The sequence below is a fragment of the Pseudomonas sp. DVZ6 genome (assembly GCF_024259445.1).
Lineage (GTDB): Bacteria > Pseudomonadota > Gammaproteobacteria > Pseudomonadales > Pseudomonadaceae > Aquipseudomonas > Aquipseudomonas peradeniyensis.
The window spans coordinates 26,543-41,235 of sequence record NZ_JANCLM010000032.1; the positions used below are offsets into that span (position 1 = coordinate 26,543).

Consider the following 14,693-nt stretch of genomic DNA (forward strand, 5'->3'; position numbering starts at 1 on the left):
ACCATGGCACGACTGAAAGAGATTTACCGGAACGAAATCGCTCCTAAGCTTAAGGAAGAACTTAAGCTGTCGAACGTGATGGAAGTTCCGCGCGTTACCAAAATCACCCTGAACATGGGTCTGGGCGAAGCGATCGGCGACAAGAAAGTCATCGAGCACGCTGTTGCCGACCTGGAAAAGATCACCGGTCAAAAGCCGGTCGTGACTTTCGCTCGTAAATCCATCGCGGGCTTCAAAGTCCGTGAGGGCTGGCCGATCGGCGTCAAGGTGACCCTGCGTAGCGACAAGATGTACGAATTCCTGGACCGCCTGCTGGCGATCTCCCTGCCTCGGGTTCGCGACTTCCGCGGCCTGAATGCCAAGTCCTTCGATGGCCGTGGCAACTACAGCATGGGCGTGAAAGAGCAGATCATCTTCCCGGAAATCGACTACGACAAGATCGATGCTCTGCGCGGTTTGGACATCACCCTGACCACCACTGCTCGTTCGGACGACGAAGGCCGCGCTCTGCTGCGTGCTTTCAAGTTCCCGTTCCGCAACTGATTGGAGTAGGAAAATGGCCAAGAAGAGCATGAAAAACCGCGAGCTGAAGCGTCAGCTCACGGTAGCCAAGTTCGCTAAAAAGCGCGCTGAGCTGAAAGCGACCATCGTCAACCTGAACGCCTCTCCAGAAGAGCGTTTCGCTGCCGTTGTCGCTCTGCAGAAGCAACCACGTGACGCCAGCGCCTCGCGCCTGCGTAACCGTTGCCGCCTGACCGGTCGTCCGCACGGTGTATACCGTAAGTTCGGCCTGGGCCGTAACAAGCTGCGCGAAGCCGCCATGCGCGGTGACGTGCCAGGTCTGGTCAAGGCCAGCTGGTAATCCCGGTTGGCGTGACGCCGGCGCGAGGGGAGCAATCTTCCGACCGTCGGTGACCTCGCAACGAAACAAGCCCCTATATGGGGCTTGTTTCGTTTCTGCCTTGTGTCTAGAATGACCGGCTCACCTGAGCCTGGGTTTTTTGCCCTGCCTGCTCGGGTGGTTGTGATAGCCGCAAGGCTAATAATTCTTGTATCAGGAGCATCTAGCCCATGAGTATGCAGGACCCGTTAGCGGACATGCTAACTCGCATCCGTAATGCCCAGATGGCTGAAAAGTCTGTCGTAAGCATGCCTTCTTCCACCCTGAAGGTCGCGGTTGCCAAAGTACTGAAAGACGAAGGCTACATCGCCAGCTACGAAGTGACCGGCGAAGCCAAGCCTTCCCTGTCGATCGAGCTGAAGTACTTCGAAGGCCGTCCGGTCATCGAAGAGCTGAAGCGTACCAGCCGTCCTGGCCTGCGCCAGTACAAGGCCGTTACCGAGCTGCCGAAAGTACGTGGCGGCCTGGGCGTGTCTATCGTCTCCACCAACAAAGGTGTGATGACTGACCGCGCTGCGCGCGCTGCCGGTGTCGGCGGCGAAGTTCTGTGCACAGTGTTCTAAGGGGAGATAGGCATGTCTCGCGTCGCTAAGAACCCCGTTAAGCTGCCAGCAGGCGTCGAAGTCAAATTCGCCGGCCAGCAGCTTTCGGTGAAGGGTGCCAAGGGCACTCTCGAACTGAACGTTCACTCGTCTGTTGAAGTTACCGAAGAAGCTGGTGAGCTGCGTTTCGTTGCTCGCAACGGTGACCAGCAAGCTCGCGCCATGGCCGGTACTACCCGCGCCCTGGTGAACAACATGGTCCAAGGCGTAAGCCAAGGCTTCGAGCGCAAGCTCCAGCTGGTCGGTGTTGGTTACAAGGCTCAGGCTAAAGGCACCGTCCTGAACCTGGCTCTGGGCTTCTCGCACCCAGTGGATTACGAACTGCCAGCCGGTATCACCGCTGAAACCCCAAGCCAGACCGACATCCTGATCAAGGGTATCGACAAGCAGCTGGTGGGTCAGGTGGCCGCTGAAGTCCGCGGTTTCCGTCCGCCAGAGCCTTACAAGGGCAAGGGTGTGCGTTACGCGGATGAAGTAGTCCGTCGTAAAGAAGCCAAGAAGAAGTAGGGCCTAGCAAATGACCGACAAAAAAGTTATTCGACTGCGTCGCGCTCGCAAAGCACGCCTGAAAATGCACGAGCTCGAAGCCGTGCGTCTGTGCGTGTTCCGCTCCTCGCAGCACATCTATGCCCAGGTCATCTCGGCCGACGGCAGCAAGGTTCTGGCAAGCGCCTCGACCTTGGACAAAGAACTGCGTGATGGCGCCACCGGCAACATCGACGCGGCCACTAAGGTTGGCAAGCTGGTAGCTGAGCGTGCGAAAGCCGCCGGTGTATCTCAAGTTGCCTTTGACCGTTCCGGCTTCAAGTACCACGGCCGCGTCAAGGCGCTGGCTGATGCTGCTCGTGAAGGCGGGCTGGAGTTCTAAGTTATGGCAAATAACGATCAAAAGCGCGACGAAGGCTACATCGAGAAGCTGGTTCAAGTTAACCGCGTAGCCAAAACCGTTAAAGGCGGCCGTATCTTCACCTTCACCGCGCTGACCGTGGTAGGTGATGGCAAGGGTCGTGTTGGCTTTGGCCGTGGCAAATCGCGCGAAGTACCTGCCGCGATCCAGAAAGCCATGGAAGCTGCTCGTCGCAACATGATTCAGGTTGACCTGAAGGGCACCACCCTGCAGTACGCCACCAAGGCCGCCCACGGCGCCTCGAAGGTCTACATGCAGCCTGCCTCGGAAGGTACCGGTATCATCGCCGGTGGCGCAATGCGTGCCGTCCTGGAAGTTGCTGGCGTTCAGAACGTCCTGGCCAAGTGCTACGGTTCGACCAACCCGGTGAACGTGGTTCACGCCACCTTCAAGGGTCTGAAAGCCATGCAATCCCCTGAGTCCATTGCTGCCAAGCGCGGCAAGACTGTCGAGGAGATCTTCTGATCATGGCAACCGTAAAAGTAACGCTGATCAAGAGCGTCTCGGGCCGTATCCCTAACCACAAGCTGTGCGTCAAGGGTCTGGGTCTGCGTCGCATCGGTCACACTGTAGAAGTCCAGGATACTCCCGAAAACCGCGGGATGATCAACAAGGCCTACTACATGCTGAAGGTCGAGGGTTAATCGATGAAACTCAATGATCTGAGTCCAGCGCCGGGTTCCCGTCGCGAGAAGCACCGTCCGGGCCGTGGTATCGGTAGCGGTCTGGGTAAGACCGGTGGCCGTGGCCACAAGGGTCAGACCTCCCGTTCCGGTGGCTCCATCGCTCCAGGCTTCGAAGGCGGTCAACAGCCGCTGCACCGTCGCCTGCCGAAGTTCGGCTTCGTTTCCCTGAAAGCCATGGACCGCGCAGAAGTGCGTCTGTCCGAGCTGGCCAAGGTGGAAGGCGATCTGATCACCGTTCAGTCCCTCAAGGACGCCAACGTGATCGGCCAGCACGTACAGCGCGTGAAAATCATGCTGTCGGGCGAAGTCACTCGCGCAGTCACCCTCAAGGGTATCGCCGTCACCAAAGGTGCACGTGCGGCTATCGAAGCAGCTGGCGGCAAGTTCGAGGAATAAATGGCTAAGCAAGGTGCTCTCTCTTCGCTCGGTAAGGGCGGGATGTCGGAACTCTGGGCTCGTCTGCGTTTTCTGTTCATGGCGATCATCGTCTATCGGATTGGCGCGCACATCCCAGTGCCAGGCATTAACCCGGACCGTCTCGCGGATCTGTTCCGGCAGAATGAGGGGACCATTCTTAGCTTGTTCAACATGTTTTCCGGCGGCGCGCTGGAGCGCATGAGCATCTTTGCACTGGGGATCATGCCGTACATCTCGGCATCGATCATCATGCAGCTCATGACCGCTGTCAGCCCGCAACTGGAGCAGTTGAAGAAGGAAGGTGAAGCTGGCCGTCGCAAGATCAGCCAGTACACCCGCTACGGCACCGTTATCCTGGCGCTGGTTCAAGCCATTGGCATGTCCATTGGCCTGGCCAACCAGGGCGTGGCGTTTTCTGCGGGCCTGGGCTTCCATGTCGTCGCTGTCTCCACCTTCGTGGCGGGCGCGATGTTCATGATGTGGCTCGGCGAGCAGATTACCGAGCGCGGTGTGGGCAACGGTATCTCGATGTTGATCTTCGCGGGTATCGTTGCCGGTCTTCCGAGAGCAATCGGGCAGTCTTTCGAGTCTGCACGCACAGGCGATATCAACATCTTCGCCCTGGTCGCAATCGGTTTGCTGGCAGTAGCGATTATCGGTTTCGTGGTGTTCATTGAGCGTGGTCAGCGTCGTATCGCCGTTCACTACGCCAAGCGTCAGCAGGGCCGCAAGGTCTTCGCTGCGCAGACCAGCCACCTGCCGCTGAAGGTGAACATGGCGGGCGTAATTCCGGCCATTTTCGCGAGCAGCATCTTGCTGTTCCCGGCTTCGCTGGGTGCCTGGTTCGGTCAGTCCGAAGGTATGGGCTGGCTGCAGGACATCTCGCAGTCGATCGCTCCTGGTCAGCCGTTGAACATTTTGCTGTTTAGTGCAGGGATCATTTTCTTCTGCTTCTTCTACACAGCGTTGATGTTCAACCCGAAAGACGTAGCGGAAAACCTGAAGAAGTCCGGTGCCTTTATTCCGGGCATCCGTCCTGGTGAGCAGTCGGCGCGCTACATTGATGGCGTCCTGACCCGTCTGACCATGTTCGGTGCTCTTTACATGATGGCCGTCTGCCTTCTGCCCCAGTTCCTGGTGGTGGCAGCAAACGTGCCGTTCTACCTTGGCGGGACCTCGTTGCTGATTGTGGTAGTGGTTGTGATGGACTTCATGTCCCAAGTACAATCGCACCTCGTTTCGCACCAGTACGAATCCCTGATGAAGAAAGCCAACCTGAAAGGCTACGGCGGCAGCGGTCTGCTGCGCTGATTTAGCCCCCTAAGGTTCGAGGAGTCGGTAATGAAAGTTCGTGCATCGGTGAAAAAGCTGTGCCGCAACTGCAAGATCATTCGACGCGAAGGCGTCGTGCGCGTGATCTGCAGCGCGGAACCGCGTCACAAGCAGCGCCAAGGCTGAGTGTGATCCGCGCTTCAAACCCAGCAGCTAGTGTGCTGCTGGGTTGATTATTCGTTTCTACAGCGATATTATCTCGCGCCCTATTTCTTGGCTTCCGGGGCGTAGGTAGCTGTCAATTGGAGTCCCACTGAATGGCCCGTATTGCAGGCGTCAACATTCCAGATAACAAGCATACTGTTATCTCGCTGACCTACATCTATGGTGTCGGTCGCACTACCGCGCAGAAAATCTGTGCGGACGCTGGTGTGAATCCAGCCGCAAAGATCAAGGATCTGAGCGACGAGCAAATCGAAACCCTGCGTGGCGAAGTTGCGAAGTTCACCACCGAAGGTGACCTGCGTCGTGACATCAACATGAAGATCAAGCGCTTGATGGACCTGGGTTGCTACCGCGGCCTGCGTCATCGTAAAGGTCTGCCGGTTCGCGGTCAGCGCACCAAGACCAACGCACGCACCCGTAAGGGCCCGCGTAAGCCGATCCGCAAGTAATCGCCCAGGAATATAGACATGGCAAAACCTGCTGCTCGTCCTCGTAAAAAAGTCAAAAAGACAGTGGTTGATGGCATCGCCCACATCCATGCGTCTTTCAACAACACCATCGTGACCATCACCGACCGTCAGGGCAACGCACTGTCCTGGGCTACTTCCGGTGGTTCGGGTTTCCGTGGTTCGCGCAAATCCACCCCGTTCGCAGCCCAGATCGCTGCTGAGCGTGCTGGTCAAGCTGCGCTGGAATATGGTCTGAAGAACCTCGACGTCAACGTCAAGGGTCCAGGTCCAGGTCGTGAATCCGCCGTTCGTGCACTGAACAGCTGCGGCTACAAGATCGCCAGCATCACCGACGTGACGCCAATCCCGCATAACGGGTGCCGTCCGCCGAAGAAGCGTCGCGTGTAATCAGGAGACAGATAAATGGCACGTTACATTGGTCCAAAATGCAAACTGTCTCGCCGTGAAGGCACTGACCTGTTCCTGAAGAGCGGCGTTCGCGCTCTGGAATCGAAGTGCAACATCGAAGCAGCCCCAGGTATCCACGGCCAGCGCCGTGGCCGTCAGTCCGACTACGGTACCCAGCTGCGCGAGAAACAAAAAGTCCGTCGTATCTACGGTGTTCTGGAGCGTCAGTTCCGCGGTTACTACCAGGCTGCAGCCTCGAAAAAAGGCGCAACCGGTGAGAACCTGCTGCAACTGCTCGAGTGCCGTCTGGATAACGTCGTCTACCGTATGGGCTTCGGCTCGACTCGTTCCGAGTCGCGTCAGCTGGTTTCGCACAAAGCGATCAGCGTCAACGGTAAGACTGTGAACATTCCATCCTACCAAGTTCGTCCGGGTGACGTGGTCTCGGTTCGCGAGAAGTCGCTGAACCAGCTGCGCATTGTTCAAGCCCTTGAACTGTGCGCCCAGCGTGGCCGCGTTGAGTGGGTAGACGTGGATGCTGCTAAAAAGTCGGGCGTTTTCAAGAACGTTCCTGCTCGCAGCGACCTGTCCGCCGACATCAACGAAAACCTGATTGTCGAGCTCTACTCCAAGTAAGGGCTAGAAAATAGGTGCATCCATGCAGATTTCGGTAAATGAGTTTCTGACACCCCGTCACATCGACGTGCAGGTTGTCAGTCCAACCCGCGCCAAGATCACGCTCGAGCCTCTCGAGCGTGGCTTCGGCCATACCCTGGGCAACGCGCTGCGCCGCATCCTGTTGTCCTCCATGCCTGGCTGTGCAGTAGTCGAGGCCGAGATCGACGGCGTACTCCACGAGTACTCCGCGATCGAAGGTGTTCAGGAAGACGTCATTGAAATCCTGTTGAACCTGAAAGGCCTGGCTATCAAACTGCACGGTCGTGACGAAGTTACGCTGACCTTGTCGAAAAAGGGTTCGGGGGTGGTTACCGCTGCCGATATTCAGCTGGATCACGATGTCGAGATCGTCAACCCCGATCACGTAATCGCGAACCTGGCGTCCAACGGCGCCCTGAACATGAAGCTCACCGTAGCTCGTGGTCGCGGTTACGAGCCGGCCGACTCCCGTCAGACCGACGAAGACGAAAGCCGCAGCATTGGCCGTCTCCAGCTGGACGCTTCGTTCAGCCCGGTGCGTCGTATCGCCTACGTGGTCGAGAACGCCCGTGTTGAACAGCGTACCAACCTGGACAAGCTGGTCATCGATCTGGAAACCAACGGTACCCTGGATCCTGAAGAGGCTATCCGTCGTGCCGCGACCATCCTGCAACAGCAGCTGGCCGCGTTCGTCGACCTCAAAGGTGACAGCGAGCCAGTTGTGGTTGAGCAGGAAGACGAGATCGATCCGATCCTGCTGCGCCCGGTTGACGACCTGGAACTGACCGTACGTTCGGCCAACTGCCTCAAGGCGGAGAACATCTACTACATCGGCGACCTGATTCAGCGTACCGAAGTAGAGCTGTTGAAGACTCCTAACCTGGGCAAGAAGTCCCTGACTGAAATCAAGGACGTCCTGGCCTCCCGTGGTCTTTCCCTCGGCATGCGCCTCGACAACTGGCCGCCTGCAAGTCTTAAGAAAGACGACAAGGCGACTGCCTGATCGTCGTAATCACCGAACGTAGTGTTTGGTAAGGAATGAATCATGCGTCATCGTAAAAGTGGACGTCACCTGAGCCGTACCAGCTCTCACCGCAAGGCTATGTTCCAGAACATGGCAGTGTCGCTGATCGAGCACGAGCTGATCAAAACCACCCTGCCGAAAGCCAAGGAACTGCGCCGCGTTGCCGAGCCGCTGATCACCCTGGCCAAGGAAGACAGCGTTGCCAACCGTCGTCTGGCCTTCGACCGTACCCGTTCGAAGTCCGCCGTTGGCAAACTGTTCAACGACCTGGGCAAGCGTTACGCCACCCGTCAGGGCGGCTACCTGCGCATCCTGAAGTGCGGTTTCCGCGCTGGCGACAACGCGCCTATGGCGTACGTCGAGCTGGTTGATCGTCCGGTCGGTGGTGCTGTAGAAGCTGCCGAGTAAGACGTTCTGTCTGCTGCAAAGAACCGGGCCTAGGCCCGGTTTTTTGTTGCCTTATAAATTGTTATTTTCTATTGATGTAAGTCAGGTAATGAATTTGTTCTTGTAACATGGGTCGACAATACTCTCTCCAAGCCGATTAGCCGGCAGTTCAAGACCGATCAGGAGAGCCCATGAGCAAGATTCTCACCACCGCAAGCGGCGCGCCCGTAGCCGACAACCAGAATTCCCGTTCCGCAGGCCCCCGTGGCCCGCTGCTGCTCGACGATTTCCACCTGGTCGAGAAGCTCGCCCACTTCAACCGCGAGAACATCCCTGAGCGTCGCGTGCACGCCAAGGGCTCCGGCGCCTACGGTACCTTCACTGTCACCCGCGATATCACTGAACTCACCAGTGCCAAGCTGTTCGACAGCATCGGCAAGCAGACCGAGACGTTCCTGCGCTTCTCCACCGTGGGCGGCGAACGCGGCTCGGCGGACACCGAACGCGACCCGCGAGGTTTCGCGGTGAAGTTCTACACCGAGGAAGGCAACTGGGACATCGTCGGCAACAACACCCCGGTGTTCTTCATCCGTGATCCGCTGAAGTTCCCCGACTTCATCCACACCCAGAAGCGTCACCCGCAGAGCAACCTGAAGAACGCGCAGATGATGTGGGACTTCTGGTCGCATTCGCCCGAGGCGCTGCACCAGGTCACCATCCTGTTCTCTGATCGAGGCATCCCGGACGGCTACCGTCACATGCACGGTTTCGGCAGCCACACCTACAGCCTGATCAACGCCAAGGGTGAGCGCACCTGGGTCAAGTGGCACTTCAAGACCCAGCAAGGTATCAAGAACCTGGCGCCGGCCGAGGCCGCCCGCCTGGCGGGCAGCGACCCGGACTACGCCCAGCGCGACCTGTTCCAGGCCATCGAGCGTGGCGACTTCCCGCGTTGGAGCGTGTGCATCCAGGTGATGAGCGAAGCCGAGGCCGCCAGCCGTGACGAGAACCCCTTCGACGTGACCAAGACCTGGTCGCAGAAGGACTACCCGTTAATCGAGGTCGGCGTGCTGGAGCTCAACCGCAACCCGCTCAACTACTTCGCCGAAGTCGAGCAGGCGGCGTTCGGGCCCAGCAACATGGTGCCCGGGGTCGGCCTGTCGCCGGACCGCATGCTGCAGGGCCGGGTGTTCGCCTATGCCGATGCTCACCGCTACCGCGTAGGCACCAACCACCAGCACTTGCCGGTCAATGCACCACGCTGCCCGGTGCACAGCTACCAGCGCGATGGCTCCATGGCCACCGGCGCCTACGGCAGTGCTCCGAACTACGAGCCCAACAGCTACGCGGACGCGCCGAAGCAGTCGCCGCGCCATGCAGAACCGGCATTGGCCCTGAACGGTTCGGCGGACCGCTACGACCACCGCGAAGACAACGACTACTACAGCCATGCCGGCGCGCTGTTCCGCCTGATGAGCGATGAGCAGAAGGCGCTGTTGATCGGCAACATCGCCGGCACCATGGCTGGCGTCAGCGAGGATGTCGTCCAGCGTCAACTGCAGTACTTCTTCAAGGCAGATCCTGCCTACGGAGAAGGCATCGCCAAGGCCTTGGGTGTGAACCTCGCCTAAGTCGAAGTGATAACAAGAACCGCCCTCGTTTGGGCGGTTTTTCAATGAATATCACTACTGTTTAGCCGATTATTTGCTTCTAATTGCGCGTTTTTCAGTGACCGCGAACAAAACCTGGTTCACACTATGTCCCATAGACGTATTCACAGGGAGAATCAGGGCGATGCAAGGTCACCCGGACGTAATCAACTACCTCGTCACGTTGCTGAAGGGCGAACTGGCAGCACGCGATCAGTACTTCATTCACTCGCGGATGTACGAAGATTGGGGCTTGGGCAAGCTCTACGAGCGTATCAACCACGAGATGGAAGAAGAGACGCAGCACGCCGATGCCCTGATGCGCCGTATCCTCATGCTCGAAGGCACCCCGGACATGCGCGCCGATGACCTGCACGTTGGCAGCACCGTGCCGGAAATGATCGAGGCCGATCTGAAGCTCGAGTACAAGGTCCGCGCCGCGCTGTGCAAGGGCATCGAGCTGTGCGAGCTGCACAAGGACTACATCAGCCGCGATATCCTGCGTGCGCAGCTGGCCGATACTGAAGAAGATCACACCTACTGGCTGGAGAAGCAGCAGGGGCTGATCAAGGCCATTGGCCTGGAGAACTACCTGCAGTCGCAGATGTAAAAGCTTGGGGCTGCCTTGCAGCCCTTTCGCGGCACGAGGCCGCTCCTACAGGCGATCGCGTAATCTTTTGATTGACGCGTTCAAATGTAGGAGCGGCCTTGTGCCGCGAAAGGCGCGCAAAGCGCCCCTAATGCCTCAAGCCCGATCCCGCTCCAGCAGCGGCTTCAGGTAATGCCCGGTATACGACTGCTTCTTCTCGGCCAGTTCCTCCGGCGTACCGCAGGCAATGATCTGCCCACCCTTGGAGCCACCCTCCGGCCCCAGGTCCACCAGCCAGTCGGCAGTCTTGATCACATCCAGGTTGTGCTCGATCACCACCACGGTATTGCCGTGGTCACGCAGGCGGTGCAGCACGTCCAGCAGTTGCTGGATATCGGCGAAGTGCAGGCCGGTGGTCGGTTCGTCGAGGATATACAGGGTCTTGCCGGTGTCGCGCTTGGACAGCTCGCGTGACAGCTTGACCCGCTGCGCCTCGCCACCCGACAGGGTGGTCGCCGATTGTCCCAGCTTGATGTACGACAGGCCGACATCCATCAGCGTCTGCAGCTTGCGCGCCAGGGCCGGGACCGCGTCGAAGAACTCGCGGGCATCCTCGATGGTCATTTCCAGCACCTCGTGGATGTTCTTGCCCTTGTACTTGATCTCCAGGGTTTCGCGGTTGTAACGCTTGCTCTTGCACACGTCGCAGGGCACGTAGATGTCCGGCAGGAAGTGCATTTCCACCTTGATCAGGCCGTCACCCTGGCAGGCCTCGCAGCGCCCGCCCTTGACGTTGAACGAGAAGCGCCCCGGGCCGTAGCCACGGGAGCGCGACTCCGGCACGCCGGCGAACAGCTCGCGGATCGGCGTGAAGATGCCGGTGTAGGTCGCCGGGTTGGACCGAGGCGTGCGGCCGATCGGGCTCTGGTCGATATCCACGACCTTGTCCAGGTGCTGCAGGCCATCGACGCTGGCGTGCGGCGCGGCCTCCAGGCTGCTCGCGCCGTTGAGCGCGGTGGCGGCGAGGGGGAACAGGGTGTTGTTGATCAGCGTCGACTTGCCCGAGCCGGACACGCCGGTCACGCAGGTCAGCAGGCCGATCGGCAGCTCCAAGTCAACGTTCTGCAGGTTGTTGCCGCGCGCGCCCTTGAGCTTGAGCGACAGCTTCTTGTTGCGCGGGGTGCGCTTGGCCGGAACGACGATCTTCTTGCGCCCGGACAGGTATTTGCCGGTCAGCGAGTCGGGGTGCGCCATGACCTCCTCGGGCGAGCCCTCGGCGACGATCTGGCCGCCATGCACGCCAGCGCCCGGGCCGATATCCACCACGTAGTCGGCCAGACGGATGGCGTCCTCGTCGTGCTCGACCACGATCACTGTGTTGCCCAGGTCGCGCAGGTGGTTGAGGGTGGCCAGCAGGCGGTCGTTGTCCCGCTGATGAAGACCGATGGACGGTTCATCGAGGATGTACATCACTCCCACCAGGCCGGCGCCGATCTGGCTGGCCAGGCGGATACGCTGGGCCTCGCCGCCGGACAGGGTATCGGCGCTGCGGTCCAGCGTCAGGTAATCGAGGCCGACGTTGACCAGGAACTGCAGGCGCTCGCAGATCTCCTTGAGGATCTTCGCCGCGATCTCGCCACGGCGGCCGGTCAGGGTTAGGTCGCTGAAATAGTTGCTGGCTTCACCGATCGGCAGGTTGGTCACCGCCGGCAGGGTCTTCTCGCCCACCCACACATGCCGCGCCTCACGGCGCAGGCGGGTGCCGCGGCAGTCGGGGCAGGGCTGGGTGCCGAGGAACTTGGCCAGCTCTTCGCGCACGGTGGCCGATTCGGTCTCGCGGTAGCGGCGCTCGAGGTTGGGCACGATGCCTTCGAAGGGGTGCGAGCGCTTGACGATGTCGCCACGGTCGTTGAGGTACTTGAAATCGACGCTCTGCTTGCCGCTGCCCTGCAGGATGACCTTCTGGTGCTCGGCCGACAGCTCGCCGAACGGTTCCTCGAGACTGAAGCCGTAGTGCGCGGCGAGTGAGCCGAGCATCTGGAAGTAATAGACGTTGCGCCGGTCCCAGCCACGTATCGCGCCTTCGGCCAGGGTCAGCTCGGCGTTGACCAGGCGCTTGGTGTCGAAGAACTGCTTCACCCCCAGACCGTCACAGGTCGGGCAGGCGCCGGCCGGGTTGTTGAAGGAGAACAGCTTGGGCTCCAGCTCGCTGATCGCATGGCCGCACACCGGGCAGGCGAAGCGCGCCGAGAAGATCACGTCCTCGCCGTCCTCGTCGTCCATCGGCGCGACCAGGGCGATGCCGTCGGCCAGCTTGAGCGCGGTCTCGAACGATTCGGCCAGGCGCTGCTGCAGGTCGGCGCGGACCTTGAAGCGGTCGACCACCACATCGATGCTGTGCTTCTTCTGTTTATCCAGCTTGGGCAGTTCGTCGAGCTCGTAGAGCTTGCCGTTGACCCGGGCGCGGACGAAGCCCTGGGCGCGCAGTTCGTCGAACACCGCCAGGTGCTCGCCCTTGCGCTCGCGGATCACCGGAGCCAGCAGCATCAGCTTGCTGCCTTCGGGCTTTTCCAGCACCAGGTCGACCATCTGGCTGATCGTTTGCGCTTCCAGCGGGATATCGTGGTCCGGGCAGCGTGGAGTACCGACGCGGGCATAGAGCAGGCGCAGGTAGTCGTAGATCTCGGTGATGGTGCCAACGGTCGAGCGCGGGTTGTGCGAGGTCGACTTCTGCTCGATGGAGATCGCCGGCGACAGGCCTTCGATGGTGTCGACGTCGGGCTTTTCCATCATCGACAGGAACTGCCGGGCATAGGCCGACAGCGATTCGACGTAACGGCGCTGGCCTTCGGCGTACAGCGTGTCGAACGCCAGCGAGGACTTGCCGGATCCGGACAGGCCGGTGATCACGATCAGTTTGTCCCGAGGCAGGGTCAGGTCGATGTTCTTCAGGTTGTGGGTACGCGCCCCACGGATCAGGATCTTGTCCACTACGGCCTCGCTCGGCGGGCATAAACAAAGGAGTATACGGCGCGCTGCCATTACGCGGCAAAGCGTCGCGTATATGCCGCCAAGGCGTCGGACTGATAGAATCGCCGCCGGTTCACACGAGGTTAATCCATGCACGACACCCACAACGAGCGCATGAGTGGCAGCGAAACCCGCGCCGCCAGCGGCCTGGCCCTGGTCTTCGCCTTTCGTATGCTGGGCATGTTCATGGTACTGCCGGTGCTGGCCACCTACGGCATGGACCTGGCCGGTGCCACGCCTGCGCTGATCGGCCTGGCCATCGGTGCCTACGGCCTGACCCAGGCCGTGCTGCAGATTCCGTTCGGGGTGATTTCCGACCGCATCGGCCGCCGTCCGGTGATCTACGTGGGGTTGATCATCTTCGCCCTGGGCAGCGTGCTGGCGGCCCAGGCCGATTCCATCTGGGGTGTGATCGCCGGGCGCATCCTGCAGGGCGCGGGGGCCATTTCCGCGGCGGTGATGGCGTTGCTCTCCGACCTGACCCGCGAGCAGCACCGGACCAAGGCCATGGCCATGATCGGCATGAGCATCGGCCTGTCGTTCGCCGTGGCGATGGTGGTCGGCCCGCTGTTGACCCGCGCCTTTGGCTTGTCAGGATTGTTCCTTGCCACCGCAGGACTTGCCCTGGTCGGCATCGGCCTGATCGCCTTCGTCGTGCCCAATTCGCACAATGTGTTGACCCATCGCGAGTCCGGTGTCGCCCGTCAGGCTCTAGGTCCGACCCTGCGCAATCCGGACCTTCTGCGCCTGGACATCAGCATCTTCGTGCTGCACGCGATCCTGATGGCCAGCTTCGTGGCGCTGCCCCTGGCCTTCGTCGAGCGCGGCGGGCTGCCCAAGGAGGAGCACTGGTGGGTGTACCTGACCGCGTTGCTGGTTTCATTTTTTGCAATGATCCCCTTCATCATCTACGGGGAAAAGAAGCGCAAGATGAAACGCGTGTTGCTCGGCGCGGTCAGTGTCCTGCTGCTGGTGGAGGTGTTCTTCTGGCAGTGGGCTGACAACTTGCGCGGACTGGTGATCGGCACCGTGGTATTCTTTACTGCATTCAACCTGCTGGAGGCATCCTTGCCTTCGCTGGTCAGCAAGGTGTCACCTGCCGGTGGCAAGGGGACGGCGATGGGGGTGTACTCCACCAGCCAGTTCCTCGGCGCCGCGCTGGGAGGCATCCTCGGTGGCTGGTTGTTCCAGCACGGTGGCTTGAGCATGGTGTTCCTGGGATGCGCGGTGTTGTGCGTCCTGTGGTTGCTCACTGCGTTGCGCATGAATGAGCCGCCGTACGTGACCAGCCTGCGCATGCCGCTGACGCCTGAAGCGGTCCGGGAAGCCGGGCTGACCGAGCGCCTGATGGCCGTGCCGGGTGTGACCGACGCCGTGGTGGTGGCAGAAGAAGCCGCCATCTATATCAAACTGGATACGAAAATTTTGGACCGTGCGACCCTCGAGCGTCTGGTGAACCCAGCCTCTGCGGCGTGCGAAGCCTAGGAGAA

The 14,693-nt window shown here is 60.2% G+C and carries 19 protein-coding genes; 18 read left to right on the forward strand and 1 reads right to left on the reverse strand.

The annotated features are described in order from the left end of the window. Positions 1–3: 3 nt before the first annotated feature. The 17 genes from rplE to bfr all read left to right on the forward strand — a co-directional run bounded on the left by rplE (position 4) and on the right by bfr (position 10,194). The gene (gene rplE / locus NMG10_RS18290) at positions 4–543 is read left to right on the forward strand and encodes a 50S ribosomal protein L5 (RefSeq protein ID WP_003255474.1); all 540 of its coding nucleotides are present in this window, start codon (positions 4–6) and stop codon (positions 541–543) included. A gap of 13 nt (positions 544–556) precedes the next feature. Continuing rightward, on the forward strand, positions 557–862 hold the full coding sequence (gene rpsN, locus NMG10_RS18295) for a 30S ribosomal protein S14 (protein ID WP_011531890.1): 306 nt from the start codon (positions 557–559) through the stop codon (positions 860–862). A gap of 209 nt (positions 863–1,071) precedes the next feature. After that, positions 1,072–1,464: a 30S ribosomal protein S8 gene (gene rpsH, locus NMG10_RS18300; RefSeq protein WP_028690236.1), complete on the forward strand. Its 393-nt coding sequence runs from the start codon at positions 1,072–1,074 to the stop codon at positions 1,462–1,464. A 12-nt stretch (positions 1,465–1,476) separates the two neighbouring features. Continuing rightward, positions 1,477–2,010, forward strand: a complete 534-nt coding sequence (gene rplF, locus NMG10_RS18305; protein ID WP_110739044.1) for a 50S ribosomal protein L6 — start codon at positions 1,477–1,479, stop codon at positions 2,008–2,010. A gap of 10 nt (positions 2,011–2,020) precedes the next feature. Next, the gene (gene rplR / locus NMG10_RS18310; protein WP_023629183.1) at positions 2,021–2,371 is read left to right on the forward strand and encodes a 50S ribosomal protein L18; all 351 of its coding nucleotides are present in this window, start codon (positions 2,021–2,023) and stop codon (positions 2,369–2,371) included. A gap of 3 nt (positions 2,372–2,374) precedes the next feature. After that, positions 2,375–2,875 carry a 30S ribosomal protein S5 gene (gene rpsE / locus NMG10_RS18315; protein WP_011531894.1) on the forward strand — a complete coding sequence of 167 codons (501 nt, stop codon included), beginning with the start codon at positions 2,375–2,377 and terminating at the stop codon, positions 2,873–2,875. 2 nt (positions 2,876–2,877) lie between these two features. Continuing rightward, the gene (gene rpmD / locus NMG10_RS18320) at positions 2,878–3,054 is read left to right on the forward strand and encodes a 50S ribosomal protein L30 (protein WP_011531895.1); all 177 of its coding nucleotides are present in this window, start codon (positions 2,878–2,880) and stop codon (positions 3,052–3,054) included. 3 nt (positions 3,055–3,057) lie between these two features. Further along, a complete protein-coding gene (rplO, locus tag NMG10_RS18325; RefSeq protein ID WP_011531896.1) occupies positions 3,058–3,492 on the forward strand; it encodes a 50S ribosomal protein L15 in 435 nt (144 codons plus the stop codon). Continuing rightward, a complete protein-coding gene (secY, locus tag NMG10_RS18330; RefSeq protein ID WP_003255459.1) occupies positions 3,493–4,824 on the forward strand; it encodes a preprotein translocase subunit SecY in 1,332 nt (443 codons plus the stop codon). A gap of 30 nt (positions 4,825–4,854) precedes the next feature. Continuing rightward, on the forward strand, positions 4,855–4,971 hold the full coding sequence (gene rpmJ, locus NMG10_RS18335; protein WP_002555468.1) for a 50S ribosomal protein L36: 117 nt from the start codon (positions 4,855–4,857) through the stop codon (positions 4,969–4,971). A 131-nt stretch (positions 4,972–5,102) separates the two neighbouring features. After that, a complete protein-coding gene (gene rpsM / locus NMG10_RS18340) occupies positions 5,103–5,459 on the forward strand; it encodes a 30S ribosomal protein S13 (protein WP_003255457.1) in 357 nt (118 codons plus the stop codon). Between the two features lie 18 nt (positions 5,460–5,477). Further along, positions 5,478–5,867, forward strand: a complete 390-nt coding sequence (gene rpsK, locus NMG10_RS18345; protein ID WP_003255454.1) for a 30S ribosomal protein S11 — start codon at positions 5,478–5,480, stop codon at positions 5,865–5,867. Positions 5,868–5,882: 15 nt separating this feature from the next. Then, positions 5,883–6,503: a 30S ribosomal protein S4 gene (gene rpsD / locus NMG10_RS18350; protein WP_023629185.1), complete on the forward strand. Its 621-nt coding sequence runs from the start codon at positions 5,883–5,885 to the stop codon at positions 6,501–6,503. Positions 6,504–6,525: 22 nt separating this feature from the next. Continuing rightward, positions 6,526–7,527, forward strand: coding sequence for a DNA-directed RNA polymerase subunit alpha (gene rpoA / locus NMG10_RS18355; RefSeq protein ID WP_003255452.1), 1,002 nt, complete (start codon positions 6,526–6,528; stop codon positions 7,525–7,527). A 42-nt stretch (positions 7,528–7,569) separates the two neighbouring features. After that, positions 7,570–7,956 (forward strand): 50S ribosomal protein L17, encoded by a 387-nt coding sequence (gene rplQ, locus NMG10_RS18360; RefSeq protein WP_003255451.1) that lies wholly within the window; start codon positions 7,570–7,572, stop codon positions 7,954–7,956. 170 nt (positions 7,957–8,126) lie between these two features. Then, on the forward strand, positions 8,127–9,566 hold the full coding sequence (locus tag NMG10_RS18365; protein ID WP_203650001.1) for a catalase: 1,440 nt from the start codon (positions 8,127–8,129) through the stop codon (positions 9,564–9,566). 163 nt (positions 9,567–9,729) lie between these two features. Next, positions 9,730–10,194, forward strand: coding sequence for a bacterioferritin (gene bfr / locus NMG10_RS18370; RefSeq protein WP_050703558.1), 465 nt, complete (start codon positions 9,730–9,732; stop codon positions 10,192–10,194). A 135-nt stretch (positions 10,195–10,329) separates the two neighbouring features. Here the strand turns inward: bfr and uvrA are convergent, their stop codons facing one another. Continuing rightward, positions 10,330–13,164, reverse strand: a complete 2,835-nt coding sequence (gene uvrA / locus NMG10_RS18375; protein ID WP_254464850.1) for an excinuclease ABC subunit UvrA — start codon at positions 13,162–13,164, stop codon at positions 10,330–10,332. Between the two features lie 129 nt (positions 13,165–13,293). Between uvrA and NMG10_RS18380 the strand changes: the two genes are divergently transcribed. Then, on the forward strand, positions 13,294–14,688 hold the full coding sequence (locus NMG10_RS18380) for an MFS transporter (RefSeq protein ID WP_203650012.1): 1,395 nt from the start codon (positions 13,294–13,296) through the stop codon (positions 14,686–14,688). Positions 14,689–14,693 lie beyond the last annotated feature (5 nt).

What these genes read in the sequence shown, in the direction of transcription:
- rplO (WP_011531896.1), top strand. Translation starts at nt 3,058, where the DNA reads ATGAAACTCAATGATCTGAGTCCAGCGCCGGGTTCCCGTCGCGAGAAG.
- rpsN (WP_011531890.1), top strand. Translation starts at nt 557, where the DNA reads ATGGCCAAGAAGAGCATGAAAAACCGCGAGCTGAAGCGTCAGCTCACG.
- rpsM (WP_003255457.1), top strand. Translation starts at nt 5,103, where the DNA reads ATGGCCCGTATTGCAGGCGTCAACATTCCAGATAACAAGCATACTGTT.
- rplF (WP_110739044.1), top strand. Translation starts at nt 1,477, where the DNA reads ATGTCTCGCGTCGCTAAGAACCCCGTTAAGCTGCCAGCAGGCGTCGAA.
- rplR (WP_023629183.1), top strand. Translation starts at nt 2,021, where the DNA reads ATGACCGACAAAAAAGTTATTCGACTGCGTCGCGCTCGCAAAGCACGC.
- rplE (WP_003255474.1), top strand. Translation starts at nt 4, where the DNA reads ATGGCACGACTGAAAGAGATTTACCGGAACGAAATCGCTCCTAAGCTT.
- rpsK (WP_003255454.1), top strand. Translation starts at nt 5,478, where the DNA reads ATGGCAAAACCTGCTGCTCGTCCTCGTAAAAAAGTCAAAAAGACAGTG.
- rpsE (WP_011531894.1), top strand. Translation starts at nt 2,375, where the DNA reads ATGGCAAATAACGATCAAAAGCGCGACGAAGGCTACATCGAGAAGCTG.
- bfr (WP_050703558.1), top strand. Translation starts at nt 9,730, where the DNA reads ATGCAAGGTCACCCGGACGTAATCAACTACCTCGTCACGTTGCTGAAG.
- rpoA (WP_003255452.1), top strand. Translation starts at nt 6,526, where the DNA reads ATGCAGATTTCGGTAAATGAGTTTCTGACACCCCGTCACATCGACGTG.
- secY (WP_003255459.1), top strand. Translation starts at nt 3,493, where the DNA reads ATGGCTAAGCAAGGTGCTCTCTCTTCGCTCGGTAAGGGCGGGATGTCG.
- rpsH (WP_028690236.1), top strand. Translation starts at nt 1,072, where the DNA reads ATGAGTATGCAGGACCCGTTAGCGGACATGCTAACTCGCATCCGTAAT.
- rpmD (WP_011531895.1), top strand. Translation starts at nt 2,878, where the DNA reads ATGGCAACCGTAAAAGTAACGCTGATCAAGAGCGTCTCGGGCCGTATC.
- NMG10_RS18365 (WP_203650001.1), top strand. Translation starts at nt 8,127, where the DNA reads ATGAGCAAGATTCTCACCACCGCAAGCGGCGCGCCCGTAGCCGACAAC.
- NMG10_RS18380 (WP_203650012.1), top strand. Translation starts at nt 13,294, where the DNA reads ATGCACGACACCCACAACGAGCGCATGAGTGGCAGCGAAACCCGCGCC.
- rplQ (WP_003255451.1), top strand. Translation starts at nt 7,570, where the DNA reads ATGCGTCATCGTAAAAGTGGACGTCACCTGAGCCGTACCAGCTCTCAC.
- rpmJ (WP_002555468.1), top strand. Translation starts at nt 4,855, where the DNA reads ATGAAAGTTCGTGCATCGGTGAAAAAGCTGTGCCGCAACTGCAAGATC.
- rpsD (WP_023629185.1), top strand. Translation starts at nt 5,883, where the DNA reads ATGGCACGTTACATTGGTCCAAAATGCAAACTGTCTCGCCGTGAAGGC.